The organism is Actinoalloteichus hymeniacidonis, from assembly GCF_014203365.1.
Lineage (GTDB): Bacteria > Actinomycetota > Actinomycetes > Mycobacteriales > Pseudonocardiaceae > Actinoalloteichus_A > Actinoalloteichus_A hymeniacidonis.
Genome location: NZ_JACHIS010000001.1, coordinates 4,061,895 through 4,085,770 on the forward strand (window position 1 = coordinate 4,061,895; position 23,876 = coordinate 4,085,770).

Annotated in this window: 23 protein-coding genes and 1 pseudogene; 4 read left to right on the top strand and 20 right to left on the bottom strand. The window is 67.5% G+C overall.

Translation table 11 applies throughout. The features are described 5' to 3' along the window. Positions 1-179 precede the first annotated feature (179 nt). The 5 genes and pseudogenes from yajC to BKA25_RS16710 all read right to left on the bottom strand — a co-directional run bounded on the left by yajC (position 180) and on the right by BKA25_RS16710 (position 4,704). A complete protein-coding gene (gene yajC, locus BKA25_RS16690; protein WP_069848478.1) occupies positions 180-623 on the bottom strand; it encodes a preprotein translocase subunit YajC in 444 nt (147 codons plus the stop codon). Positions 624-789: 166 nt separating this feature from the next. Further along, positions 790-1,857, bottom strand: a complete 1,068-nt coding sequence (gene ruvB / locus BKA25_RS16695) for a Holliday junction branch migration DNA helicase RuvB (RefSeq protein ID WP_069853539.1) — start codon at positions 1,855-1,857, stop codon at positions 790-792. A 158-nt stretch (positions 1,858-2,015) separates the two neighbouring features. Further along, a complete protein-coding gene (gene ruvA, locus BKA25_RS16700) occupies positions 2,016-2,612 on the bottom strand; it encodes a Holliday junction branch migration protein RuvA (RefSeq protein WP_069848476.1) in 597 nt (198 codons plus the stop codon). 341 nt (positions 2,613-2,953) lie between these two features. Further along, positions 2,954-3,526 (bottom strand): annotated as a pseudogene (gene ruvC / locus BKA25_RS27940) (crossover junction endodeoxyribonuclease RuvC); the annotation flags it as partial. 320 nt (positions 3,527-3,846) lie between these two features. Continuing rightward, positions 3,847-4,704 carry a class I SAM-dependent methyltransferase gene (locus BKA25_RS16710; protein WP_216637816.1) on the bottom strand — a complete coding sequence of 286 codons (858 nt, stop codon included), beginning with the start codon at positions 4,702-4,704 and terminating at the stop codon, positions 3,847-3,849. Between the two features lie 674 nt (positions 4,705-5,378). Between BKA25_RS16710 and BKA25_RS16715 the strand changes: the two genes are divergently transcribed. Continuing rightward, entirely contained in the window at positions 5,379-5,999 is a 621-nt protein-coding gene (locus tag BKA25_RS16715) for a PadR family transcriptional regulator (protein WP_069848474.1), read from the top strand. Positions 6,000-6,366: 367 nt separating this feature from the next. On the opposite strand, the gene BKA25_RS16720 is transcribed toward BKA25_RS16715, so the two are convergent. The 9 genes from BKA25_RS16720 to BKA25_RS16760 form a co-directional block, all read right to left on the bottom strand. Continuing rightward, complete coding sequence (locus tag BKA25_RS16720) at positions 6,367-6,669, bottom strand: antibiotic biosynthesis monooxygenase family protein (protein ID WP_069848472.1); 303 nt, start codon at positions 6,667-6,669, stop codon at positions 6,367-6,369. Then, positions 6,666-7,001 (bottom strand): antibiotic biosynthesis monooxygenase family protein, encoded by a 336-nt coding sequence (locus BKA25_RS16725; RefSeq protein ID WP_069848470.1) that lies wholly within the window; start codon positions 6,999-7,001, stop codon positions 6,666-6,668. The genes BKA25_RS16720 and BKA25_RS16725 overlap by 4 nt, the downstream gene beginning before the upstream one ends. Further along, complete coding sequence (locus tag BKA25_RS16730) at positions 7,001-7,753, bottom strand: SDR family NAD(P)-dependent oxidoreductase (protein WP_069848468.1); 753 nt, start codon at positions 7,751-7,753, stop codon at positions 7,001-7,003. The genes BKA25_RS16725 and BKA25_RS16730 overlap by 1 nt, the downstream gene beginning before the upstream one ends. 189 nt (positions 7,754-7,942) lie before the next feature. Continuing rightward, a complete protein-coding gene (locus BKA25_RS16735; RefSeq protein ID WP_069848467.1) occupies positions 7,943-8,410 on the bottom strand; it encodes an SRPBCC family protein in 468 nt (155 codons plus the stop codon). Positions 8,411-8,414: 4 nt separating this feature from the next. Beyond that, on the bottom strand, positions 8,415-8,675 hold the full coding sequence (locus BKA25_RS27945) for an acyl carrier protein (protein WP_084642853.1): 261 nt from the start codon (positions 8,673-8,675) through the stop codon (positions 8,415-8,417). Positions 8,676-8,763: 88 nt separating this feature from the next. After that, on the bottom strand, positions 8,764-10,020 hold the full coding sequence (locus BKA25_RS16745) for a ketosynthase chain-length factor (RefSeq protein WP_069848465.1): 1,257 nt from the start codon (positions 10,018-10,020) through the stop codon (positions 8,764-8,766). A gap of 52 nt (positions 10,021-10,072) precedes the next feature. After that, positions 10,073-11,341, bottom strand: coding sequence for a beta-ketoacyl-[acyl-carrier-protein] synthase family protein (locus BKA25_RS16750; protein ID WP_069848463.1), 1,269 nt, complete (start codon positions 11,339-11,341; stop codon positions 10,073-10,075). Beyond that, complete coding sequence (locus BKA25_RS16755; protein WP_069848461.1) at positions 11,338-11,766, bottom strand: cupin domain-containing protein; 429 nt, start codon at positions 11,764-11,766, stop codon at positions 11,338-11,340. Before BKA25_RS16755 ends, BKA25_RS16750 begins: the two co-directional genes overlap by 4 nt. Then, positions 11,763-12,098 carry a TcmI family type II polyketide cyclase gene (locus tag BKA25_RS16760; RefSeq protein ID WP_069853536.1) on the bottom strand — a complete coding sequence of 112 codons (336 nt, stop codon included), beginning with the start codon at positions 12,096-12,098 and terminating at the stop codon, positions 11,763-11,765. The genes BKA25_RS16755 and BKA25_RS16760 overlap by 4 nt, the downstream gene beginning before the upstream one ends. A 199-nt stretch (positions 12,099-12,297) precedes the next feature. Between BKA25_RS16760 and BKA25_RS16765 the strand changes: the two genes are divergently transcribed. After that, positions 12,298-12,687, top strand: coding sequence for a SchA/CurD-like domain-containing protein (locus BKA25_RS16765; RefSeq protein ID WP_069853535.1), 390 nt, complete (start codon positions 12,298-12,300; stop codon positions 12,685-12,687). 432 nt (positions 12,688-13,119) lie between these two features. Then, positions 13,120-14,535, top strand: coding sequence for a cation:proton antiporter domain-containing protein (locus BKA25_RS16770; RefSeq protein WP_069848460.1), 1,416 nt, complete (start codon positions 13,120-13,122; stop codon positions 14,533-14,535). Between the two features lie 62 nt (positions 14,536-14,597). Here the strand turns inward: BKA25_RS16770 and BKA25_RS16775 are convergent, their stop codons facing one another. The 5 genes from BKA25_RS16775 to BKA25_RS16795 form a co-directional block, all read right to left on the bottom strand. Next, the gene (locus BKA25_RS16775; RefSeq protein WP_069848458.1) at positions 14,598-15,053 is read right to left on the bottom strand and encodes an anthrone oxygenase family protein; all 456 of its coding nucleotides are present in this window, start codon (positions 15,051-15,053) and stop codon (positions 14,598-14,600) included. Positions 15,054-15,168: 115 nt separating this feature from the next. After that, the gene (locus tag BKA25_RS16780; RefSeq protein ID WP_236750655.1) at positions 15,169-16,152 is read right to left on the bottom strand and encodes an NAD(P)-dependent oxidoreductase; all 984 of its coding nucleotides are present in this window, start codon (positions 16,150-16,152) and stop codon (positions 15,169-15,171) included. Between the two features lie 4 nt (positions 16,153-16,156). Beyond that, entirely contained in the window at positions 16,157-16,537 is a 381-nt protein-coding gene (locus BKA25_RS16785; protein WP_069848456.1) for a SchA/CurD-like domain-containing protein, read from the bottom strand. After that, positions 16,537-17,274 (bottom strand): SDR family NAD(P)-dependent oxidoreductase, encoded by a 738-nt coding sequence (locus BKA25_RS16790; RefSeq protein WP_069848455.1) that lies wholly within the window; start codon positions 17,272-17,274, stop codon positions 16,537-16,539. The genes BKA25_RS16785 and BKA25_RS16790 overlap by 1 nt, the downstream gene beginning before the upstream one ends. Before the next feature lie 134 nt (positions 17,275-17,408). Next, a complete protein-coding gene (locus BKA25_RS16795; protein ID WP_069848453.1) occupies positions 17,409-18,953 on the bottom strand; it encodes a peptide MFS transporter in 1,545 nt (514 codons plus the stop codon). Positions 18,954-19,874: 921 nt separating this feature from the next. On the opposite strand from BKA25_RS16795, the gene BKA25_RS16800 reads away from it, so the two are divergent. After that, on the top strand, positions 19,875-21,776 hold the full coding sequence (locus BKA25_RS16800) for an AfsR/SARP family transcriptional regulator (RefSeq protein WP_157421023.1): 1,902 nt from the start codon (positions 19,875-19,877) through the stop codon (positions 21,774-21,776). On the opposite strand, the gene BKA25_RS16805 is transcribed toward BKA25_RS16800, so the two are convergent. Further along, positions 21,736-23,820 carry an AfsR/SARP family transcriptional regulator gene (locus tag BKA25_RS16805; protein ID WP_069848449.1) on the bottom strand — a complete coding sequence of 695 codons (2,085 nt, stop codon included), beginning with the start codon at positions 23,818-23,820 and terminating at the stop codon, positions 21,736-21,738. The two genes, BKA25_RS16800 and BKA25_RS16805, sit on opposite strands and share 41 nt — an antisense overlap. Between the last annotated feature and the right edge of the window lie 56 nt (positions 23,821-23,876).

A 23,876-nucleotide genomic window follows, 5' to 3' on the forward strand; every position in this document is an offset into this window, starting at 1 on the left:
GCGCCGAAGGAGGCCACCGGCCACCGATGGCGCGTTACCAGCGAAGACCCGGCCATCGGCTATTTCTTCCCCGAGGCGGGTGCGCTGACCTGATCTGGCCGATGACGCCGATCGCCCGCCTGCCACCCCTCTCCTTGCGGAGGGGATCGGCCTGCGGGCGATCGAGGTAACAGAGACGGTCAGGACTTCTTGCCGGCGTCGGCGCCCACACTCGTGGTGGCCTTGTCGGCGTCAGACGTGACCTCGGACACCTCGTCGGCGTCGTCCGTCTTGGCGGTGGTCTCGTCGGCGTCGAAACCGGTCGACTTCTCGATGCCCTCGGACTCGTCAAGGCTCTCGGGAAGCTCGACGTCGGTGTCCTCGGACTCCGGCGACACCCGCTCGCGGATGGCCGCACGCACCCACGTGGTGGTCACGCCGGGGGCGATCTCCACGTCGATGGTGTCTTCGCTGGAGTCGGTCACCGTGCCGTAGAGACCAGAGCTGGTCATCACGCGGTCACCGGGCGCAAGGGAGTTCTGCAGCTGCTGCATCTCCTGCATCGCGCGCTTCTGCTTGCGGCTGGCCAGGAACAGCGGCAGCACCAGCAGGAGCAGGAGCAGCGGAAAGATGAAGGATTCCATCGTTCTCCGTTCAGCGGACGCCAAGCTCGACGCACGGTTCGTCCGTTATTTCGGGTATCGACTACCCAGTGTGCCAGGCCTGCTGAGCTGATGACCCACCACCCGTGCCTGCGGGACACTCCCCGACTCCGGTGAGCGCACTGAGACGTCAGGTCAAGTACCGAGTCTAGTCCTGATCGTCGGCGAACAACGATCTGGTGCCACCAACCGTCTCGGGAGGAGGCGTAAGCCCCAGGTGAAGCCACGCTGCGGCAGTCGCCACCCGACCCCGGGGAGTCCTGGCGAGCAGACCCGCACGCACCAGGAACGGTTCGCACACCTCCTCGACCGTGGTCGACTCCTCACCCACCGCGACAGCGAGGGTGGAGACACCTACCGGCCCCCCACCGAAGGAACGGACCAATGCCCCGAGCACCGCCAGATCCAGCCGATCCAACCCGATCTCGTCTACCTCGTAGACCTCCAGCGCGGATCGGGCCACCGACCGGGTCACCGCGCCGTCCGCCCGCACCTCGGCGAAGTCCCGGACTCGGCGTAGCAGGCGGTTCGCAATTCGTGGGGTGCCCCGCGAACGTCCCGCGATCTCCTCGGCGCCATCGGCGTGCAAGCGCAGGCCGAGGATGGCCGCCGAACGGTGCAGGACCTGCTCCAGCTCTGCAGGGCTGTAGAACTCCATGTGCGCGGTGAATCCGAAACGGTCCCGCAGGGGTCCGGTGAGGGCGCCGGCCCTCGTGGTGGCACCGACCAGAGTGAACGGCGCGATCTCCAGCGGGATGCTCGTCGCCCCGGGGCCCTTGCCCACCACCACGTCGACCCGCAGGTCCTCCATCGCCAGGTACAGCATCTCCTCGGCGGGGCGGGCGATCCGGTGGATCTCGTCGATGAACAGCACGTCGCCTTCGACGAGGTTGGAGAGCATCGCGGCGAGATCACCGGCGCGTTCCATCGCAGGCCCCGACGTGACACGCAACGCCGAGCCGAGTTCCGCAGCGATGATCATCGAGAGACTCGTCTTGCCGAGCCCGGGTGGGCCGGAGAGCAGGACATGGTCCGGCGGGCGCCCTCGCCGCAGTGCTCCGGACAGCACCAGCTCGAGTTGTTCCCGAACGCGCGGCTGGCCGATGAACTCGCTCAGGTCGCGGGGGCGCAGCGAGGACTCCACGTCCTGCTCTGCGACCTCGGCATGCGGGGAGAGGTCGACGGTGCCCGGCTGGTCGAAGCCGGCTTCCGTCATGTCCCCGACGGCGGGCCACTCCTCGGTCACCGCTCACTCCCCCGTTGTCCGTGCACTCATGTCGTCCAGTTTCCAGCCGCGCCGTTCCCAGCCGAGGCAGTGGCGGTCGCTCGCGGCCACCGTGGATCGGCTTGCGGCTCGCGGGCGTCGCCGAGGCGCTAGCTTTTACGTCCCAGTATCGCCAGCGACCTCCGCAGTACTCCGGCGGTGTCGGCAGGGCCGTCGGGGTCGGCGAGCACGGCGTCCACCGCCTGTTCGGTCTGCTTCGCGGTGAAGCCGAGACCGACCAAGGCCTCGATCACGCTGGTCCTGGTCTCCGAGGCCGCAGCGGTCCCGGGCGCGCCTGGCGAGGTCGTGGGACCGACCTTGTCACGAAGCTCGACGACGAGACGCTCCGCCCCCTTGCGGCCGATGCCCGGAACCTTGGTGAGTGCAGTGAGGTCACCCTCGGACACCGCGTGTCGGAGTTGATCCGGATCCAGGACCGCCAGCATCGCCAACGCGAGTCGCGGTCCGACACCGGAAACGGTCTGGACCAGTTCGAACAGGCCCCGAGCGTCGGCGTCGACGAATCCGTAGAGAGTCCAGGAGTCTTCTCGGATCACCAGGCTGGTCATGAGTTCCGCCTCGGCACCGCGTCGTAGCGTCGCCAGGGTGGCGGGCGTGGTGCGAACGGCCAATCCGATCCCGGAGACCTCCACCACCACATGATCGAGGGCGACCGACTGCACTCGCCCGCGGACCGAGGAGATCATCCGCTTACCTCTTTCGTCGTCGTCTCGTCCCTAGTGGTGCTGCGGCGAGGTGTCGCCGACACCTGCCGATCAGCGCCGCCCTGCGGGCTTCTCGGCTGTGATGGCGTCGGCTGCTGCGGTGAGCTCGACTGCGAGGTGGACCCGGGTGTCGCTGTTCGTAGCCGAGCGGCCAGAGTCCGGCCCGTCTGCGGCACCGGCCTACGCCGGGCCGACACCGGCGCCCCGGTGGGTAGACCTTGGGTCGGTCCGTTCTGCGGCGCGGCCGGTGCGGCCTGCGGTGCTGTGGCTCGGACACCATGATCAGCGGGTGCGCTGCTGCCGTTCCGCTCGCTGCTCGATGGCGCCGACTGCGATCCCTTCCCTCGCGCCCCGGACAGCCTGTTCCGGTGCGCTGCGGCGAGTCGGTCGGATTCGGCCTTAACACCGGCGAGCCGGTCGGCGGCAGGGGCCCGCCATAGATGACAGATGGCCAGGGCCAGTGCATCGGCGGCATCGGCGGGTTTCGGGGGCGCATCCAGCCGAAGTAGCCGGGTGACCATCGCGGTCACCTGCGCCTTGTCGGCCCGGCCCGAACCGGTGACCGCGGCCTTGACCTCGCTGGGTGTGTGGAATCGCACCGGGAGTCCACGCCGTCCCGCCAGCAGGGCGACCACACCGCCTGCCTGCGCGGTACCCATCGCGGAACGGACGTTGTGCTGGCTGAAGACCCGTTCGATGGCGACCACGTCGGGTCGGTACTCGTCGAGCCACTGCTCGACGCCGTCGGCGATCTGACCCAGTCGATCCGGGAGTTCGTCCTCGGGTGGGGATCGAACGACACCCACGGCCACGCAGGAGATCGTGCGGCCGACGCCCCCGTTCACCACGCCGAGGCCGCATCGGGTCAACCCCGGGTCCACGCCGAGCACCCGCACTCCGGCCTCCGATCACGAACATCAGTTCGAGTGACGAGGTTACCGGTTCGCGATCTACCTCCGTGACACCACGCGCCAGTCGGCCGGCCGATCTGACGGTGATGTCGCGCGAGGGCAGATTCGGATCCGGCCGTGACGGGAGGAGCAGGCCATCTCCATCCGGTGTCGCGATCAGACGGACGTTGCTCTATCCGGCCCTGGATCAGCCGCAGCCCCGACCTCGGCAAGGCCCTCCGGCCGTCCGATATGGATCTCCGTTATGGACCTCCGGGGTGGATCGACGAATCGCCGGGTCCGGCGGTCGCCGGGACCGAGTTCGCTCAATGGATCGGGTCCCACTCCGCACGAACCGAGTACACGGCGGGAAGCGGGAATCCCTCTCGTTCCCAATGCCACCAGCCACTATGCCCCTCCAACGCCTGCTGCTCCGGCCAGCGCTGCCACGGGCTCAGTGCGTGCTCGGTCAGCGTGCGAATCCTGAATCCCGCCGCTGCCAGTGCACTGACCACCTCACCCAGGTCGTGCGACCACTCGAAGCTGACCGCCGAGGCCGGATCGACGATGCGTCGCCCCTCCCCCTCGTAGGTTCCACCGTCATCGAAGCGGAAGGCGGTTCCCGTGCTCAGGTAGGGGAAATCCGTCGACAACCCTGCGCCGGGCTGGGCGTCGGCTGCGGCGATGAACAGCGGGTGGAACTCGACGAGATACAGGAACCCGCCCGGCCGTAGAAGGCCTGCGGCGGCTTGGGCCCATTGCGCCAGATCCGGTAGCCAGCACAGGGATCCCTTGCCGGTATAGACGATGTCCGTGCTCCCCGCACCGAGGAGTTCGACGGAGTCGTACACGTCACCGTGGACGTACTCGATGTCGACAGCGCAGTCGACTGCGAGCTCACGGGCGGCATGAACGGCGGCCTCCGAGAAGTCGAGGGCTCGGACGACCGCATCGCGTCGAGCCAGGTCGATCGTGTCGGTGCCGAGGTGACACTGCAGATGCGCGATGCGGCGGCCCGCGATCGGTCCCATCTCGGCGAGTTCGAACGGCGCCAGCCGGGCGCCACCGGAACGCAGCGAGGCCAGGTCGTAGCCGGTCAGATGGATGGGAACTCGCGCGTCCCAATTTGCTCGGTTCGCTGCCAGCATGGCCGGTTGATCGGGTGCTTGCGAATCCTTCGCCATACCGCACAGTAAATCGACGATCTGGTCCGGTGCTTACGATTTATTCGTTTCTTCGTGCACCGGCAGGGTTTCGCAGACAGCACGGCGAACACTCATGGACTGCATTCAACCGTGGGAACGTCGTACGGCCGACCGCCGTCAGGGCGAGCAGCGAACAGGCCGGTTCGGCGGGCCGTCGATGTCGTGGAATCCGAAGTCGATCGATGCGCTTTCGCAGGGAGATCTGCGCGGTAGTAGGCGGGTAGCGGAGGCCGGTGGCGATCACCGACCCGTCCGATGATCGGCGCCCACGAGTCTGTTTCCGACGCCTGGACCACGCGCCGACAGAAACTAACTAAGATCGTGCCCAGTTCGCCAAGATCCACCATTCAGCGGTCGCCGGCGTCGATCGCAGACGGGCGCGAGTCGTACGGCACCCGACCACTGGAGGTCGTGAACATTTCGGCCCGGTTCTTGCGCACTCAACCATTCCCAGAAGTTTTTCCAGAAAATATTTCAAATAGACCACCATGAAAGACTCATTCGAAATGACGTCACCAGAGACGGTACGGTGGCGTCAATCCAGCACCATCGCACGCCAGGACCATGTTCGCCAGCCCGGCAAACCATGCCCTAAGGTGTGCCGCATCGCGGCCCCTGGCCAACATATTCTTTCTCGAGTAATCGGAGGAACCATGGCGAAGCGGCGGGCATCCAGCCCGTTGACGCTGGCGGTGTTGGCCTGTCTCGCCCAGCGGCCGATGCATCCCTACGAGATGGCCACCACGATGCGCGATCAGCACCACGATTCCGCAGTGAAGATCAACTTTGGTTCGCTGTACAACGCGGTCGAGACCTTGCGCAAATCCGAGCTCATCGATGTGCAGGGCACCGGCAGGCAGGGCAACCGACCGGAGCGCACGACCTACGAGATCACCGAGAGCGGCCGTGATGAACTCGCTCAGCGGCTACGGGAACTCCTGAGCACTCCTGCCAAGGAGTACACGCTGCTCGCCGCCGGGTTGACGTTCATGACAGCGCTCGCACCGGATGATGTCGCCGCACAGCTCGCCCTGCGTGCCCATCGATTGGAGAAGGAACTCGAGATCGGCCACGAGGAACTCCGCGCACATCACGAGGGAGCCGATGGAGCACCCCCGCTCGCGCGGATCTTCCTGGTGGAGGACGAGTATCAGCTCGCCCTCAAGGAGACCGAGCTGAAGTGGGTCCGAAGATTGCTCCAGGACATCAACAGCGAGGTCCTCGATGGAGTGGCGGACTGGCGAGAACGGTCTTCGTCCCGTCGCCCGAGATGAGTCGGGCGACACGGGACGAGCACTCCGGGTCGACCTGTCTCCGGGACAGGGCGGCGCCCGACCGGCGCCGCCCGCGCAATACTCGGGAGAGGTCCCGTCGTGATGTCGGCGTCGACGGAGGCCCCGGAAGCAGCCGGTGTCGCTCATGCCCTTGCCGCCCGTTACCCCCGCATGGCCGTGAATCCGGGACGCCCCCGCGCTGTGCTGACGAGACGGCGCCCTGTTCTCAGCCGAGCCCTCGACGTGCCCGATGACGCCGCGCGGCGTGACCCGAGACCGTCGGTTCCTGCTCACCGCCCGTCCCGACGGCCGGTTGTCCGCACAATGCGAGGCGCCGGTCGCCGGGATCGCAGCCGATGACGGGCGTTCAGTACGCGGCTGCCACCTGGTAAATCCCGAAAGGAGTTCGCAGCCGAGGATCACGGAACGGCCGCAATGGCGCCGTGCTGTCGCGGTGGGTCGCGCTCCGCTCCCATGCGTGGAAGGCCGCGAGGTCCTGCCATGCACTGGCGACGACGAATCCACTGTGGTCGTGCACCGACCGCAATAGCTCGTTGCCGTTCAGACCCGGCACGCCGCGCAGACTGACGCTCGCCTGGTGGTAGGCCTCTTCGATGGCCTTCGCATCCGGTGTCGCGTGGTAGACGAGGACTCGGACTTCACCGGTCATCGAGCGGCCTCCCACTCGTGATGGCTGACGTCCTGGGCTTGGCCGCGTAGATACGCCACGACGTGCATCGTCGTGATGGATCCTTCCGACCGATATGGATGCAGTTGTTGACGGTGTTGGAGATGTCGATCGCTGTGTTCGAACTCGCGGAAGCGCGGCTCGTCGACCCAGTCGCTGACGATGAAGTAGACGCCGTCCTGCGCGCGGGCCAACCACTGGCCGAGGTTCGCCGGATGAGAGGTGACGGAATCGCCGACCTCCAGCCACACACGTTCGAACTCCCGCTCCATTCCAGTCTTGATCTGCATGCGGAGCATCACGCGGAAGGCCATCAGGAGATCCCTCCGTCGACGTGGATCGTCGCTCCGGTGACGTAACGCGAGAGGTCGCTGGCCAGCCAGAGCACCGCTCCGGCCACCTCCTGCGGAGTGCCGAGCCTGCCGAGCGCCGTCTTCTCGCTGTAGCGCCGGATCATCGATTCTCGTTGTTCGGCGGGCATCGCCTGCATCGCCTCGGTCTCGATGACCCCGAGGGCCAGGACGTTGAACCGCAGGCCCGCCTTGCCGTACTCCTTGGCCAACGAGCGGCTCAGACCACGCAGTGCGGCCTTGGTCGCCGTGTAGTGGGCCCGCTGCGGAATACCGACCTCGGACGAGGTGGAGCCGATACCGATCACCGACGAGCCGTCGCCCATGAGGGGGATCGCCTGCTGGACGATCAGGTACGCCGCGGTGAGGTTGGTGTCGATGATCCGTCGCCACTCGACCAGCTCCAGCTCGCCGTAGGGCACGTGGCTGATGGCGCCCGCGTTGTTCACCACCACATCGAGTCGTCCGTGATGCCTGCCCGCCGTGTTGACGAACTCGATGGCCTGGGCGGGGTCGGCGAGATCCGCCAGCAGGACCCGGTGGTTGCCGCCGATCTCCTTGAGCTCACGTTCCAGCGAGGCGACCGCCTCGCTCTGCCGCCGATAACAGGTGACCACGTCGACGCCCGCCTTGGCCAGAGCGAGCACCACACCGCGCCCGATGCCCCGGGTCCCCCCGGTCACCAGTGCCTTCTTACCCGTGAGATTGAGGTCCATCGTGTTCCTTTCGCGAGTCCTACGCCGAAGTCGGCGCCGAACGGGCCACCCATCGATGCGATTCGTTCCCCGAGGGGCGAGGGGCGGTCAGCGGTGCGCGAGCAGATGCGGGCACGGCTGCTCGGCGGAGCAGCGGATCGCCCGCGCACGACGATGCGGCAGCCGCACCGTCCGCCGTGGTGCGGTCGATCAGCCCGAGACCTCGGCGCGGGCTGCGGCCGCCTCGACCTTCTCCTTGATCAGCGCGAGTTGGATCGGCGAGTTCCCGTTGATCCGCTCGGTCATCGCCGCGTCGTCCACCGGGGCCTGCGGTCGCATCTCGAAGTCCTGCACCCAACGCATCCGCACGCCGTCGTCGGTCTGGAGGTACTCCCAGTAGATCCACATGTATTTGAAGGGGCCGGTCTGGACACGGTGCGAGCGGACCGTCCTGGTCGCCTCGTCGGGGGTCCGGGCGGAGACCCAGTCCCAGACCTTGCCGTCCTCGTCCGGGTGCAGGGCGAGCCGGAAGAGGATCGTGCCGTCGCGGCGCTCGATGATCTCCGCCTTGCTGTACTCGCTGAACAGATTCGTCCAGGACTCGATGTCGTTGGTCATGTCCCAGACCAGGTCCATCGGTGCGTCGATGACGATCTCGTTCTCGGTGTGTCCCGCCACGTCCTCAGGCTCCTGCCTTCTCGAGCTGGATGTTGATGAAGTGGACCGCTTTCGCGGGGGTGCCCGACTCGGTCACGATGTCGTCGGGGATGGGCACGCCGTAGCGGCGCTGCACGATGCTGGCGAATTCCAGGACGGCCAGGGAGTCGTAGCCCAAGTCGTCGAAGTCGCGGTCGCCGATGTCGGAATCCAGATCGACGCCCTCGTCGACACCGGCGCTGGATCGCATGATCTCCCGCAGCTCGTCCAAGGTGAAGATGCTCACCGAGGTCTCCCCTCTCCTGCTTGTTGGAGTGCCGCGCCGAAACCGGCACGGCGAGGTCGTTGCTCGCCCGAGGTGGTCGATGGGCGTGTCAGCGCTGCCGGTCCGACGCGAACCCGGCCCGACCGAGGACGAGCGCGGCGGTGAATCCGCCATGTCCCCTGGCCAGTACCAGCGCCCGCCGCAGCGGCAGACTGCGCGGCTGTCCCAGCACGAGATCGAGCTCGATTCCGGGGGCGAGGCGGGTGGTTCCCGTGGTGGCGGGAACCACCTGGTCGCGCAGGGCGAGCAGCGCGGTCGCCACGTCCAGCGACGCGCCGCCGCCGTAGAGCCGTCCGGTCAGGGTCTTGGGGGCCGTCACCGGGACCGCACCCGCACCGAACACCGAGGAGATCGCACTCGCCTCGACGAGATCGGCCGACCGCTGCCCTGCGGCGTCCGCGAAGACCACGTCCACATCGGTTGGAGCGCACCGGGCATCGGCCAACGCCCGTTCGATGGTGCGTCGAAGTACCGGCGGTCGCGCCGATCCCTCGGGCGGATCGAAGCCCGCCGCATAACCCAGCACCGAGCCATAGCCTGCACCGATGCCCCGTTGTCTGGCTCCGTCGAGGGTCTCCATGATCATGATTGCGCCGCCCTCGCCCGGCACGTACCCGGTGGCATCGACGTCGAAGGGCAAATAGGCGCGATCCGGGTGCTCGGCGACCGACAGCAGTCCGGTGGCGAGTTGGGCCACCAGGCCGTAGGGGCAGAGCGAGGCATCGGTTCCGCCGCTGACGACCAGCCGGGCATCGGCGCGCAGCAGCCGACGACCCTGCCCGACCGCATCGATACCACCCGCCTGCTCGTTGCAGACCACCCCGCAGGAGCCGCGCATGCCGTGTCGGATCGAGACCTGGCCCGTGGTCGCCGCGTAGAACCAGGCGATGGACTGGTACGCCCCCACCCAGGACGGACCGTTCTGATAGAGCCGTTCCATCTCGTGTTGGCCGAACTCGGTGCCACCGGAGGAACTCGCCGTGACCACGGCCATCTCGTACTCGGGCAGCGTCGCGGGCACCACCTGGGCGTCGTCGAGCGCCGCCTGCGCGGCGGCCAGACCCAGGTGTGTCCAGTGGTCGGTCTGCGGTATCAGCCTGCCGGGAACCCGCTCGCCTGCGGCGAATCCCGAGACCTGGCCCGCTAGCTTGACCGGATACGGCGAGGGGTCGAAACGGTTGATCCGGCCGATGCCGGACTTCCCGGCCAACACGGACTCCCAGTGCGCCTCGACGCCGAGGCCCGTCGGCGCGACCACCCCGATCCCGGTGATCACGGTTTCCGTCGTGTGAGCGGATGCAGTCATCGCTGGGTCTTCCTCCTGCGGAGTTCCGGCGGCGCACTGATCGGCGCCGCGTTCACGGCGGGGCCACCACTCCGGGGCGGGCCAGCAGCATGGCGCTCTGGAAACCACCGAAACCGCTACCGACACTCAGCACGACGTCCATCTCGTGCTCCCTGGCCACCTTCGGCACGTAGTCCAGGTCGCACTCCGGGTCCGCGTTCTCCAGGTTCGCCGTGGGCGGGACGACCTGGCGGTCCAGGGCCAGGGCACACGCGGCGACCTCGATCGAACCGATCGCCCCCAGCGAGTGCCCGACCATCGATTTGATGGAACTGACCGGCACCTCGTAGGCGCGGGATCCGAGGCTGCGTTTGAAGGCGGCCGTCTCATGCCGGTCGTTCTGCTTGGTGCCCGAACCGTGGGCGTTGATGTAGTCGACATCGGAGGCGTCGACTCGGGCCTGATTCATCGCGACCCGGATCGCCTCGGCCATCTCGCGGCCGTCGGGTTTGAGCCCGGTCATGTGAAAGGCGTTGCTGCGCCCGGCGAATCCCACGAGTTCGGCGTAGATGTGCGCGCCCCTGCGGCGGGCCGACTCCGCGTCCTCGAGGACCAGCACGGCGCTGCCCTCGCCGAGGACGAAGCCGTTCCGGGTGGCGTCGAAGGGCCGCGAGGCGTGTTCGGCGTCGTCGTTGCGTGGCGAGGTGGCCTTGATGGCGTCGAAGCAGGCCGAGGTGATCGGGGAGAGCGGGGCGTCCGTCGCGCCCGCGATCATGATGTCGACGCTGCCCTCGGTGATCAGCGCGGCGCCGTGGCCGACCGCGTCCAGTCCCGAGGTGCAGCCCGTGGAGATGAGGCTGACCGGGCCCTCTGCGGCGTTGTCCCTGGCGACCTCGACCGCCAGCGTGCTCGGCACCATGTAGCCGTAGAGGTGCGGGACGCCGTGGTGGTGGTCGACCAGCCAGTTCCGCCCGTTGTCCGACAGGACCGCATACTCCTCTTCGAGGCCCATCGTGCACCCGACGGCGCTGCCGATGCTCACGCCGACCCGGCTCGGATCGGCGGTCAGGTCCACGCCGCTGTCGGCGATGGCCTCTCGTGCGCTGACGACGGCGAACTGTGCCGCCCGGTCCATCCGGCGGATCTCCCGTGCGGTGAGCCCCGAGGCGACGGGATCGAAGTCGGCCTCGGCGGCGATCTGCGAGCGGAAGGCCGAGGCGTCGAACATGCTGATCCGGCGGGTGGCAGTCCGACCCGCCGTCAACAGTTCCCAGAAGTTCTCTCGTCCGACACCGCCGGGGGCGACCACTCCGACACCGGTGACGACCACCTGTCGGCTCACCGAGCTCCCCCGACGTCCGGGTTCGGCGCCTCCGGTGAGGTGGGCGTCTCGGTGTCGACGTGGCCGAGTTCCGGGCGGGGGGCCAACGGGGAGAGGTGGAAGACCGCGTGCGCCTGGGTGGTCCCGGTGTTGACCAACCGGTGTCGAACCCCGATCGGCACGAGCAGCGAGTCACCCGCGGCGAGTGCGATGGGCACGCCGTCGAGACTCATCTCGAGGTTGCCCGCCACCACATGCAGGAACTCCTCCGAGTACGGGTGATAGTGCTCCGTGACCGCCTCACCCGCCTCCAACCACATCACCCCACCGAAACCGGAGGTCGACCCCACCGTCTTCGGGCTGAGGGTGACCCGCAGATCGCCGCCGCGCTTGCGGTTCGGCACGGCCTCGGAGAAGTTGACCTTTCCTGGTTGCGTCGCGGTCACGCGATCCTCCCGTGCTCAGATGTCCAGACATAGAACGGCGATGCCATCGCATCCCTCGGCTCCCGCCAGCCCGGGTCGTAAGGCGAGACCAATTCGGAGAGCCGATCGTTGATATCGCGATAGAGAGGATGCGACCTCGCTTTGTAAAGGTCTGGTTGGATGTCGTGGGCCGCTTCGACGAGGTGGAAGTACAGATCGTGGAAATTGAAGAGGGTGCGTCTGGCCACCCCGACCATTCGGGGTAGGTCCGTCGCATCCGATTCGGCGAACACCTGGGCGATGGCAGCAGGATCGTCGGTCTTGAGCTTGGCGACGATCAGAGTGCGGTGCACGGTCTCGGCCTCCTGTGGTCGCGCGATCGAGCGGGACGACACGAGCGTGCCAACCGGCTCTCGACACCACCTCGAACCGAACTAAAGGCGGAATCGAGAAACGAGCCGATAAGCCCTGATCGAGAGGAGAATTCTTCGCAGGGGCGCGCGAAGTCGATAGCGGATGCGCCGTTTATTCGAGACGAAGGAGCGATTCCCGATGCCGTTCGCCGCGATCACCTATGACATCAGGGCAGGCCACGAGGATGAGGTCGTCGAGGCTTTCGGCGGATTCCAGCGGGTGCCCTCGGCCGAGGTGGTCGACGGCGAGGGCCGGGCGGCGGCCCGGATTCTGGCGACGGCGGTATTCATCCGCGACGACCTGCTGGTCCGGTTCATCGAGTACGAGGGAGACCTGGACGCGGTCGCGCGGTTCATGGCCGCTCAGCCGGGGGTGCGCGAGGTGGAGCGCAGGCTGGCGCCGTACCTGAAGAGTCCTCGCAACACCGGCACCGTCGAGGGGTTCGTCAAGACCTTCGCCGACAGCATGCTGCGGTCGGTCACCCAGATCTCGGTGCCTCGCGGGCCCGCCACCGAGACATCCGCCTGACCGTCCGCGGGTCGCAGGCGGGTTCGGCCGGCCCGTCGAGGCCCGCACAGGGTCGAGCGGGCGCCCGGGCCTGCGAGTCAACGACGATGTCGCCGACGCTCCACGATGGTGGCTCTCGACGACAGTCGAGTACACCCGGCGGAACCTCGGTCCACGCTGCGCAGCCGCTTCCTGGATTCCGACGAATCCCTCCGCATCGCCCGATTTCGACGTTAGGATTTCCGCGGCCACAAAACGGTTTGACGGCCGCCCGCACCGAGCTCGCGGGTCCGGCCGTGCCGTCACCATGGATCAGTGAGCTGCGGGGTCTTCGACGAAGCAATCCGCCCGGTTCGGCGGAGAGCGTTCACGATCAGGGGATCCGTCATGGTGACAACATCAACACAGGAGGAAAGACCGAACGCCGTAGGAACCAATCGATGGCGCCGACCATTGATCTACTTCCTCTTCGTGGTACCCGCCGCCGCGATCGCGCTGTTCCTGGTGCAGGCACGCACGTCCTGGGTCGGCGACGAACCGGCGCAGGCGGGCATGGCGGGCCAGCTGGTGGCACCGCTGCACGACGTACTCGGCCTGGTGCTCGTCGCCTGCGCCATCGTCGTGGTCGCCACTCAACTCGCCGGCGCTCTGGCCGCCCGATTCCAGCAGCCGAGGGTCGTCGGGGAGATCACCGCCGGTCTCCTGTTGGGCCCGACCGTGCTGGGTTTACTGGCCCCATCGGTCTCCGAACTCCTCTTCCCAGGCGACGTCCGGTTCTTCCTCACCACGATCGGCCAACTCGGCGTCATCTTCTTCATGTTCGAGGTCGGTCGGGAACTGCCCTTCTCACTGCTCAAGAAGAACACCTCGGCCGCGGTGATCGTCGGCCACGCCGGAATCGCGATCCCCTTCGTACTCGGGGTCTGCCTCGCGGTGTGGCCGTTGGCGGATCTGCGACCGGAGGGCGTCGGAAGCGGTCCGTTCGCGATCTTCATCGGGGTGGCGTTGAGTGTCACCGCGTTCCCGGTCCTGGCCAAGATCCTGCACGACCGCAAGATCAAGGACACCAGGATCGGCGCACTCGGCATGGCGACCGCGGGAATCGACGACGTCACCGCATGGTGTCTGCTCGCGCTGGTGGTGGCCGGGGTCAACGGGGACTCACTCGGCAGCGTCCTCGGGATCGTGCTGCTCTCGGTCACCTACGCGGCGATGATGTGGTGGGTGGTCCGCCCATTGCTGGCCAGGCTCGCCGCCTATACCGATGCCGATCCGAGCAGATCGCCGATTCTGATGATCGCCATCCTGATGCTCATCATGCTGTCCTCCGGGGCCACGGCGATGATCGGCATCGAGGCCATCTTCGGCGCATTCCTGGCAGGCATCGTCACACCGAGGTCTTCCCGAGGGGCGACGGAGTTCGCTTTCCGACTGTCGGGGCCGACACACTGGCTGATGTTGCCGGTGTTCTTCGCAGGCATCGGCTTGAGCACCGACCTCTGGGATGCGGCATCCGGAGCCGGCGGCCTCGTCATGGGACTGGTGCTCCTGGTCGCCGTCGGCGGGAAGTTCCTGGGAGTCGTCCTGCCCGCGCTCGCGGTCGGCACCGGCGCGCGAACGGCGCTGGCGCTCGGCTCGATGATGAACTGCCGAGGACTCACCGAGATCGTGGTCCTGAATCTTGGGCTGTCACTGGGAGTGATCTCGGCGGACCTGTTCGCGGCGTTCCTGATCATGACGCTGTTGACCACTGCGGTCACCGGTCCGCTGTTGGAGCTGCTACGCCCCCGCAGCGGTCCGGACGTCGTCATGTGGCAGATGGAGCCGGAGGCGGTGCAGGAACCGGTGTCGAGCTCGACGCGTTCCTGATCCATGCAGGATGACGGGGTGGACATCGCACGGCGGATGTCCGCCCCGTCGTATCGTCCCGCTCAGCCCAGGCCGAGAGACACGGTCGTGCTCAGTGCCGCCAACAGCGACAGCACCGTCCGCGCCGCGTGCCATCGACGCCAGAGCGGCCGGGGGTCCGACCAATCGGCGGGCATGGACTCGGGATCCAACACCTTGACCCGCCGATTGATCGGCACATTGCAGAAGTGGGACACCACCGAGACCGCGGCCAACAGCGCTGCGGCGAGGAGATACAGCAACCGTCGAGAACCCTCGGGAACGAGGAACGCGAGGACGAGACAGACCGTCGTCGAGGACAACACCAGGATCGGCATCGTGGGGTCCCAGTTCCGACCGATCAACCTGTGGGTATAGACGTACCGATCCGGTGGCATCGCGATCATCGCAGGCAGCACGCTCAGTGCCACGGCGAACAGCACCCCGGCCACCACCGAACTGCCGAGCACGGCGGCGGTCCCGAGGACGAGGACCGTCATGTCGGGACCGCCCCGATGCTTGCCTTCACCTGATTCGCTCCTTCCCCGTGGCACGGCGGGCTCGACCGTGCGCCTGCTGATTCCGGCGCACCCCACGGCCCGTGTCCAGGACGGCTCAGCTCGTGCCGGTCGATGTGGCGCTGGGGACGGACACCGCGGCGACGTCGACCACGGCGGCCGCGTCATCGTCGCCCCGCCCCCGCTCGATCAGGGTGTCGAACCGGCGGGCCGTCTGATCGACCACCGGAAGCGCGAAGCCGTGATCGGCGGCGGCCTCCTGCACCAGGCGGAGGTCCTTGCGCATCAGCTCGGTGCGGAACCCGGCGGGGGTGAAGGTCCCCCTCCGCATGAAGTCCGCACGGAAACCGAGGACCGGGGAACGCCAACCACTGTTGTCCAGCGCGTCGAGCACCAGCTCCCGGTCCAGTCCCGCCGATTCCGCGAAGGCCAGCGCCTCCGCCAGACCGGCGGTCTGCACCCCGAGGATCAGGTTGAAGGCGAGCTTCAACGAGCTGGCCCGTCCCCATGTCCCGAGGTAGCGCACCTCCTGGCTCACGGCGCTCAGGACGTCCGAGACGGAGTCCACGGCCTCCTGCTCTCCCGAGGCGAAAACCCGCAGCATGCCGAGCGTGGCCATCTGCGGGTTGCCGATCACGCATCCCTCCACCCGGTCGACCCCGAGGACGGCGAGCCGATCGGCGGCGGCCCTGGCGAAGTGTGGGGCGACCGTGGACGCGTCGATCACCGTGCTGCCCGGTACGAGACGAGCCGCGGCCTCACCGAAGAGGATCTTCTCGACGGCGGCCTCGTCGGCCAGGCTCAGCAGGATGACCGGGGACGCTCCCGCAGCGTCGGCAGCCGACTCCGCGAGTGTCGCCCCCGCCGCCACCAACGGCGCGGCCTTGGCGGGGGTCCGGTTGTAGACGGTGACAGGGAAGTTCGCGGCCAACAGGGCATGAGCCATTCCCGCGCCCATCCCGCCGAGCCCGATGACCGACACCGGACGCGGGGTGCGGGCTCTCTCGTTCTCGGCGACCTGCAGACCCGATTTCGGGCGGGCCCCGGGGTGCTCGGAGTTCGACACAGTCGACATCGCCATGGCACTAGCTCCCGACTCGATGTGTGTCGACCGACAGCTGGGAGATGCAGCGCATGGTCGCATCCCGGAAGTAGGCATCGAAGCCCTCCTGCGTATCGGTCTCCCGCTGTTGCTGCAGGTAGGGCGCCAATTCGTCCTCGACCACGTGCACCCCGCGTTGGGTCGCCATATGCCCGGCGATCGCGCTGAAGTCCCCCTCGTAGTGGATGACCCGAACCATGAACTCGTCCTTGATGAAGACGGCGGTGCCCAGCAGGCGTCCGGCCGGAGTGCCGTCCGGCGAGCGGAACTCGGGAGTGTCCACCCGCTGGTAACGGCCGAAGATCTCGGCGATCGCATCCTCGTTGCCGGGCTGCACCCGGTAGGTGATCGCGGCGTACGGCATCAGATTCCTCCATCCACGTTCAGGATTGCTCCGGTGATGTAGGCAGACGTGTCCCCTGCCAGGAACAGCACGGCGCCCGCGACGTCCTCGGGTCGGCAGATCCGCCCGAGCGCCGTCATCGCGACGATCCGGTCGTGAACCTGCGGTGGTAGGTCGTCGGCATCCTCCGACGCCACGACGCCGGGGGCGACGAGGTTGACCCGGATGCCGCGCGGACCGAGTTCCTTGCACAGGGCGCGGGTGAAACCGATCAGCGCGGCCTTGGCAGCCGTGTAGTGCACGCCCGCAGGCCTGCCCCGCAACGCGACCGAGGACCCGATCCCGACCACGGAGGCGCCGGGCGCGAGTAGATCGTCCAAGGCGTGGGTGACCAGGTACGAGGCGGTGATGTTGTGATCGAGGACCCGCCGCCACTCCTGCTCGCCGAGCGCGCTGAACGGGACGGCCCCGTCGACCCCGACGTTGTTGACCAGCACGTCGACCGACCCGAGGCCCTCGCGTACCGACTCGGCGAGCCGCTCGACGTCGTGCGCGACGGTCACGTCCGCTTGGACGAGTCGCGGTTGCAGGCCCCGTTCCGCCAGCTCCTTGGCGAGGTCGTCCGCCGCATCCCCCGGCGAGCGGTGGACTACGAGCAGCTCGGCGCCCTCTCGCGCGAACGCCTCGACGATCACTCGACCGATCCCTCGGGTCCCGCCGGTCACGACAACCTTCTTCCCGGCCAGAGCTTGGTCCACCGGTACTCCTCTCCTCGACGAAACAGGTGCCCGAACGAACCCGCGAGCGCACTTGGGCGCTGGCTGAGCGAGAAGCATGGGCAGTGCAGGCGGCCCACCACGGACACGAACCGGACCGGCGCGATGGATCGCCCTCAGCCCGAGCCGATGGGCGTCGGCGGTGGCCCGACCGGCCGATTCGGGACCGTCGAGCCCGCGCTCCCCTCGCCGCGCCCCCGGCTCAGCGATCGGGTCAGTCGTCGCCGACCCAGCACGAAGCACAGACCGACACCGGTCGTGATCGAACCGAGGAGCAGGTAGTAGAGGGGCTCCGGAATGAGTTGGGCCAGTTGCACGACGCCACTGCCCAGGCCGCCGCCGAGGCCGGCGAAGAGCCACAACAGACCGAGGAGCCGCGAGGTGAACTGCGTGGGCAGCACCTCCGCGGCGGCGGCGATGCTCACCGAGGCGATGACGATCTCGCCCCCGGCATGTGCCAGGTACACCACCAGCAGCCAGCCCGGCGAGACCAGCGCGCCCATCGAGGCGAGCGAGGTGGCCACCGACATCAACAGGAAGCTGCCACCCATCAGCACCAAGCCGATGGCGAACTTCACCGCGACGTTGTTGCGCCGTCCGATCCTGGGCAACGCGGCGGCGATCACCGGCGCGAGCATCAGGATGAACAGCGGGGTCGCGGACTGCAACCAGCTGGCGGGAACCTCCCAGCCCAGCACCATCCGATCGGTGTGGTCCCTGGCGAAGAGATTCAGCAGCGAGGACGCGTGCGCATTCATCATCCAGAACAGCGCCGCGCCGAGGAACACCACCAGGAACGCCCGAAGCCTACGTCGGTCGCCGCTGCCGAGCCCCGGATCACGGTGCAGAGCGGCGAATCCGAGGAACGGCGCGATCACGGTGGCGATCCCGATGAGTGCGACCACCACCAGCAGGTGAAGCGCACCGAACCACCAGAGCACCAGTGTCGCGGCCAGGACGACGCCCAAGCCGATGGTGGCTCTGCGTCGCGCGACGGCTCGTTCCCGGATGTCCAATGGACGAGCCGGTGCCGCGCCGACCACGCCGAAGCGGCTCCCGCTGTTCGCCAGCCGCAGACCGCACAGCAGCATCATGAGGGCGGCTACGAGGAAACCGAGCCGCCAGTGCACCCGCTCACCGAGATAACCGGTGATCAAGGGGGCTAGCAGCGCGCTGATCTGAACACCGACGTACATCAGCGAGATACCGGCCTCGCGTTGACGTGCATCGGAGAACATCAGGTTGATCATGGCCTGGTGGTTGGGTTTGAAGAGGCCTCCCGCGACCGCCAGTACGATGAGGCCGAGCACCGTCTGGATACCGACGGGCAAGGCCATCAGCAGGTAGCCGACCATCCCGAGGAACGCGGCCGAGGTGAGTGCACGGCGTTGGCCCAGGACTCGGTCCCCACACCAGCCACCGAAGTGCGAGAGCATGAACATCAGGCCGATCCAGGCGCCGAACAGGGGCGCCGCCTGGCCTATCGGCAGACCCAGGCCGCCCTCCGTCCGAGGCGCCGATGCATAGAGCACCAGGACCGCCTGCATACCGAAGAATCCGAACCGTTCCAAAGCGTCGGTGGAGAACAGCGTCGCGTACCACCGAGGCATGGCTCGGAGCCGAACGGGTTCGGCCGAGGGATGTGGTGTTGCGGAGTTCATCGGACGCCTCCCGCCGATAGCGCGCGGTCGATCGGTCAGGACCGCAGAACCGGCGGCGAAGCGACCGTGATGCGACTCCGGCGGAGCCGGGGCAGCGAATGAGGCGAGCTCTCGTCGGCAGTGCTCGCGCTCGGGCCACGCCGGTGATCACGCCGCAGCATCGCAACCCTGCCTGCGGCGCGGATCGACGTGGCGTGTGCCTGCGGCGAACACCCGTCGACGTCCAGGTGCGATGCCCGGCTCACAGAACCTGTCATGGCGCCAGACTGACGATCCGCCATCGAGAACCGCTCAAGTCGATCTCGGAGGCGCGGTCGTCCGGTCGAGGGCGCCGATGCCCTCGCACGCGCGGACACGGTGCACGTGGAGCGCTCGTGACGGGTTCCGCCATCGCGGAATCAGGATTCGACGGAATCGGAAAGCTTCATCCGGTCGGTTCCACACTCGAAGACAGGCCGAGAACGGGTGACACCCGAGGGTCACTCAATCGGGCGGAGTCCTATTTCGCGGAAACATAACGACGATGCGCCACGACAAGCATATGACCACCGAAACCAGGCGCAGCAGTGTATTGGTCACCGAAGCGACACCGGTCCACCACAGGTGACACAAGCTGTTCTATCCAGTCGATTTCCAGCCTTACTCCAGTCAGACTCCAGCCAGCCTCCAGTTCGAGCGACGAACGTCGCGCTTGGTGCAGGCGACCGGATAAGACGAGAACCGTCTACATGAGCCGGGATCGACTGATATCGAAGCAGTGAGGGGAAAGAGTCGAGACAGTAGCGACCCTGCGGGGGCCGTTGGGGGCCGATATCGCCGCCGATCGCGGGTACACGACCTGGTGACTATCCGCCATCGACACGTGAGATCGGCATTCCGGGAGCTCACTGGATCAGGTCGACCGGAAGGAGAGTGTCAGTAGTGCAGGTCAATGTACTGGGGCCATTCGAAGTACTACGGGAGGGGAGATATGCCACACCCTCCGCGCCGAAACTCCGTCAGGTACTCGCATTGTTGGTGACTCACGCCAACAACATCGTCCGCACCGACCAGTTGATCGAGGAGTTGTGGGAGGACCATCCACCCAAGAGCGTCACGACGACACTGCAGACCTATGTGTATCAATTGCGCAAGCTGCTGCACCTCAGCGGTTCGGGAACCCCCGTACTGCACCGGACCGATCAGTTACTCGAGGCGATGCTGTCGACATCGCCCAGCGGTTACCTGCTCGGGCTACCGCCGGATGCCATGGACTCGCACCGTTTCGAGCAACTCGCCGAACGGGGCCGGGTCGAATTCGAGGCTGGGTCGCTCGCGGAGGCCACCGAGACGCTCGGTACGGCGCTGAAGCTGTGGCGCGGCCCCGCGCTGGTGGACGTCACGCCGGGTCCGGTCCTGCAGGCCGAGGTCGTCCGGCTCGACGAGATCCGCAAGAACGCCTTGGAACGACGGATCGACAGCGCACTCTCGCTGAGCAGGCATCGCGAGATGCTCGGTGAGCTGACCACCGCCGTGACCAGGGAGCCGACTCACGAGGGCTTCCAGGCCCGATTGATGCTGGCGCTCTATCGATCGGGTCGACGCTCGGACGCGTTGCAGGCCTACCAACGGGCTCGGAAGGTACTCGCCGACGAGCTCGGGCTGGACCCGTCATCGGAACTGCAGCGATTGCACAGCGCCGTGCTCTCCGCCGATCCCACGCTGGAGGCGCCCCGGATCCGGGAGTCGGTCCGGGTGTCGCAGTCGGTCGACCCTCCTGCGGAGCTGCCCTCGGATCTGGCCACGATCATCGGCCGGGAGGCACAGCTGACCACGGCACTGCAGGCGTTGACGAAGCCGGATCGCAAGGCCCCTCCCGTCGTCGTCGGTGTCGGGTCGCCCGGCACCGGGAAGTCGGCCTTCTGCATTCACACCGCGCACCGCATTCGCGGTGACTATCCGGACGGGCAGCTCTACGCCCAGCTGCTCGACGCGCACGGTGAACCGGTGGATCTCAACGAGGTGCTCGGTCACTTCCTGCGCGCGCTCGGTGTCGCTCCTGCGGCGCTGCCGAGGTCGTTGGACGAACGCTGTCAGATGTTCCGGGGCCGAACGGACGGGCGGCGCGTGCTGGTGGTACTCGACGATGTGGTCAGCACCGAGCAGGTCCTACGGCTCAAGCCGACCGGCAGCGGATGCGCCGTGCTCGTGGCCAGCCGAAGACGTCTCTCGGATCCGACGATCACCACGACGGTCGAGATGACGCCGTTGAACATCGGCGACTCGCTCGCGTTGCTCGGGGCCACCTTGGGCGCACATCGCGTCAACGGCGAGGTCGACGCCGTGCACGCGCTGGCGGACCTGTGCGGTGGTATGCCGCTTGCGCTGCATGCCGCCGCCGGCAGGTTGCGATTGCGGCCGCACTGGTCGATCGCGCGGTTGGTCGACTGGGTCCGTCGGGAACAACGGCGCGGCCCGGAGCTGGCGGTCAAGGCGTTGGATCTCTCCGCGAGCATCGAGCAGACCTATCGACTGGCCTCGCCTGCGGTCCGGACGGCGTTCCGTCTGGTCTCGATCCTGCATGAGCAGCCGGTCTCACTCCAGGCAGCCGCAGCCGTTCTGCGCTGCACCGAGTTCTCCGCCGAGTCCCTGCTCGAGGAACTCGTCGAGTTCCGGCTGTGCGATGCCGAGCCCGCCGCCGAGGAACCCGGGGGCTTCCGTTATCGATTCCCGAGTCATCTGCGGGCCGCCGCGGGCCTGTTGGAGGTAGTGCCCGACCACGACGAGATCTTCCTTCCCTCGGTCAGCGCGACACCGACCCAACGGACACCGAGTCCGCGCTGAGCGCGGCAGCAGTCGGTCCGTGGTGTGCCCGGCTTGCGGCGTCCTGTCCTCGTTGTCGCGGACAGGGCGCCGCATTGTCGGGGCTCCACCCGCCGAGACAGCCTGCGAGCTGCGTCGCCTCGCCATCCAGACCCGTCGATTCCCGCTGTTCCCGGGCGAACCACCGCGCCAGTGGGTGGAAGCCGAAGCGGAGCTCCTCGGTCGGGGCCCGCGCGACGATGCGCAGCAGGCCGCGTCCGACCAGTTGAACGAGCATCGCCTCGACCTTGGTCGGGTCGGCGTCGATCCGCTGCGCGGCGTCGGCCACGGTGAAGGAGGCGGGCAGTGTGGTCAGCTCACGCAACACCCACCACGCGACGCTGGTGAGGCCGCGAATCCCGGTGGCGAGACTTCGTCGTACGTCCAGGCCGTCGAAACGCAGCAGATCCAGTGGGCGCCCACTGCTCTCCAGGTGACCGGCCATCCGCGAGATCGGCCAGCCCGCCGCCGCGCTCAGGCGTGCACCGACACACCGCACCGCCAGCGGGAGGTGGCCGCACAGCTCTGCGATCCGAGCGGCCTGTTCACGTTCCGAGTCGACGCGATCGGCCCCGATCATCAGGCCCAGCAACGCCAGGCTCTCGGCGCTGGTGAGCGATTCCAGGGCATGGACCCGAGCGCCGGGCAGGCCGTGCACCCCGGCTCGCGCGGTGACCAGCACACCGCACCGTTCGCCTGCGGGGAGCAGTGGTCGGACCTGCTCGACGCTCGCGACGTCGTCGAGCACCACCAGCAGGCGACGTCCCGCACTCCAGGTGCGAAACAGCGTCGACAATTCGACCAGTCCACCGGTGAGCTGCTGCGGCGTGAAACCGGCCGCACGTAGGAAGTCCCGGAGCACCTCGACCGGCGATCGTGGTGTGGCGGAGCCCCCGAGGTCGCAGAACAGCTGGCCCCCATCGAAACAGCCCCGCAGCCGATGTCCCACCCGCACCGCCAGCGAGGTCTTGCCGACACCGGGCATCCCGCTGAGTGCCAGCACCCGAAGACCGGCTCCGGCGGCCGCGCCGGGGGTCAACCAGTCGGCCGCGTCGTTCAGCAGGCCGGCTCGGCCGACGAAGTCCGCGATGTCATGCGGGAGCTGGGCGGGCGGCTGTTCGAGACCGACGCAGGCAACGCCGCCGGGACCCGACGGCCCGATGCTGCCGATCGTGGGGCTCTCGGCGCCCTCGGTGGTTGTCACCTCGCCGCTGAGCAGCGCGTTGTGCCGGTTCTGGAGTTCGGCGGAGGGTTCGAGTCCGAGCTGGTCGATCAGGTTCCGCCGAAACCGTCGATAGACGTCCAACGCCTCGCTGCGGCGGCCTGCGAGGTTCAACGCGCTCATGAGCTGGCCGTGGAAGCCCTCGTCGAGTGAGCGGGCGACGGTCAGCTCCTTCAGCTCGCTGATCAGTTCACGGTGCCTGCCCAACGAGAGGTCCGCCTCGATGCGGTTCTGCAGGACGCGAAGCCTGCTCTCCTCCAGCCGGGTGAGGTACCCGGTCAGTAGGCTGCCGACCTCGATGCCTCCGAGTCCGGGGCCCCGCCAGAGGGACAGGGCGGACCGAAGTCGTTCGGCCGCGGACCGCACGGAACCGGACTCCAGCTCGGCCCGCCCCTGCCGGGCGAGTTCCTCGAATCGGTATTGGTCTATGTTCTCGGCGGGAGTGATGATCAGGTAGCCGGAGTACCGCGTCCGCAACGAGACTCGTTCCTCGATGGGCAACAGCGCGAAGAGTAGTTTCCGCAGTTTGTATATGTAGGTCTGCAACGTGACCAAAGCGCTCGCGGGCGGTCGCTCTCCCCATAATTCATCCACGATCTCGCTTGTGTGCACCAGCGTATTGTGTCGCGAGATCAATAATGCGAGAACCTGTCGGATTTTCGGGGCGGTCGGAGTCAGATCGCGATCACCGACGACGACCTCCATCGGACCCAGCACGTTGAACCGAACAGCCATTCTGCCTCCGGGATTCGCACGCTGGCGGGCGAAGCCGACCCGAGCCGATCGGCTTTCCTCGATCCGCATTCGAAGACGACCAGACTACTCTCCCGCCAACGCCGCCCCATTACCCGGAAAATGTA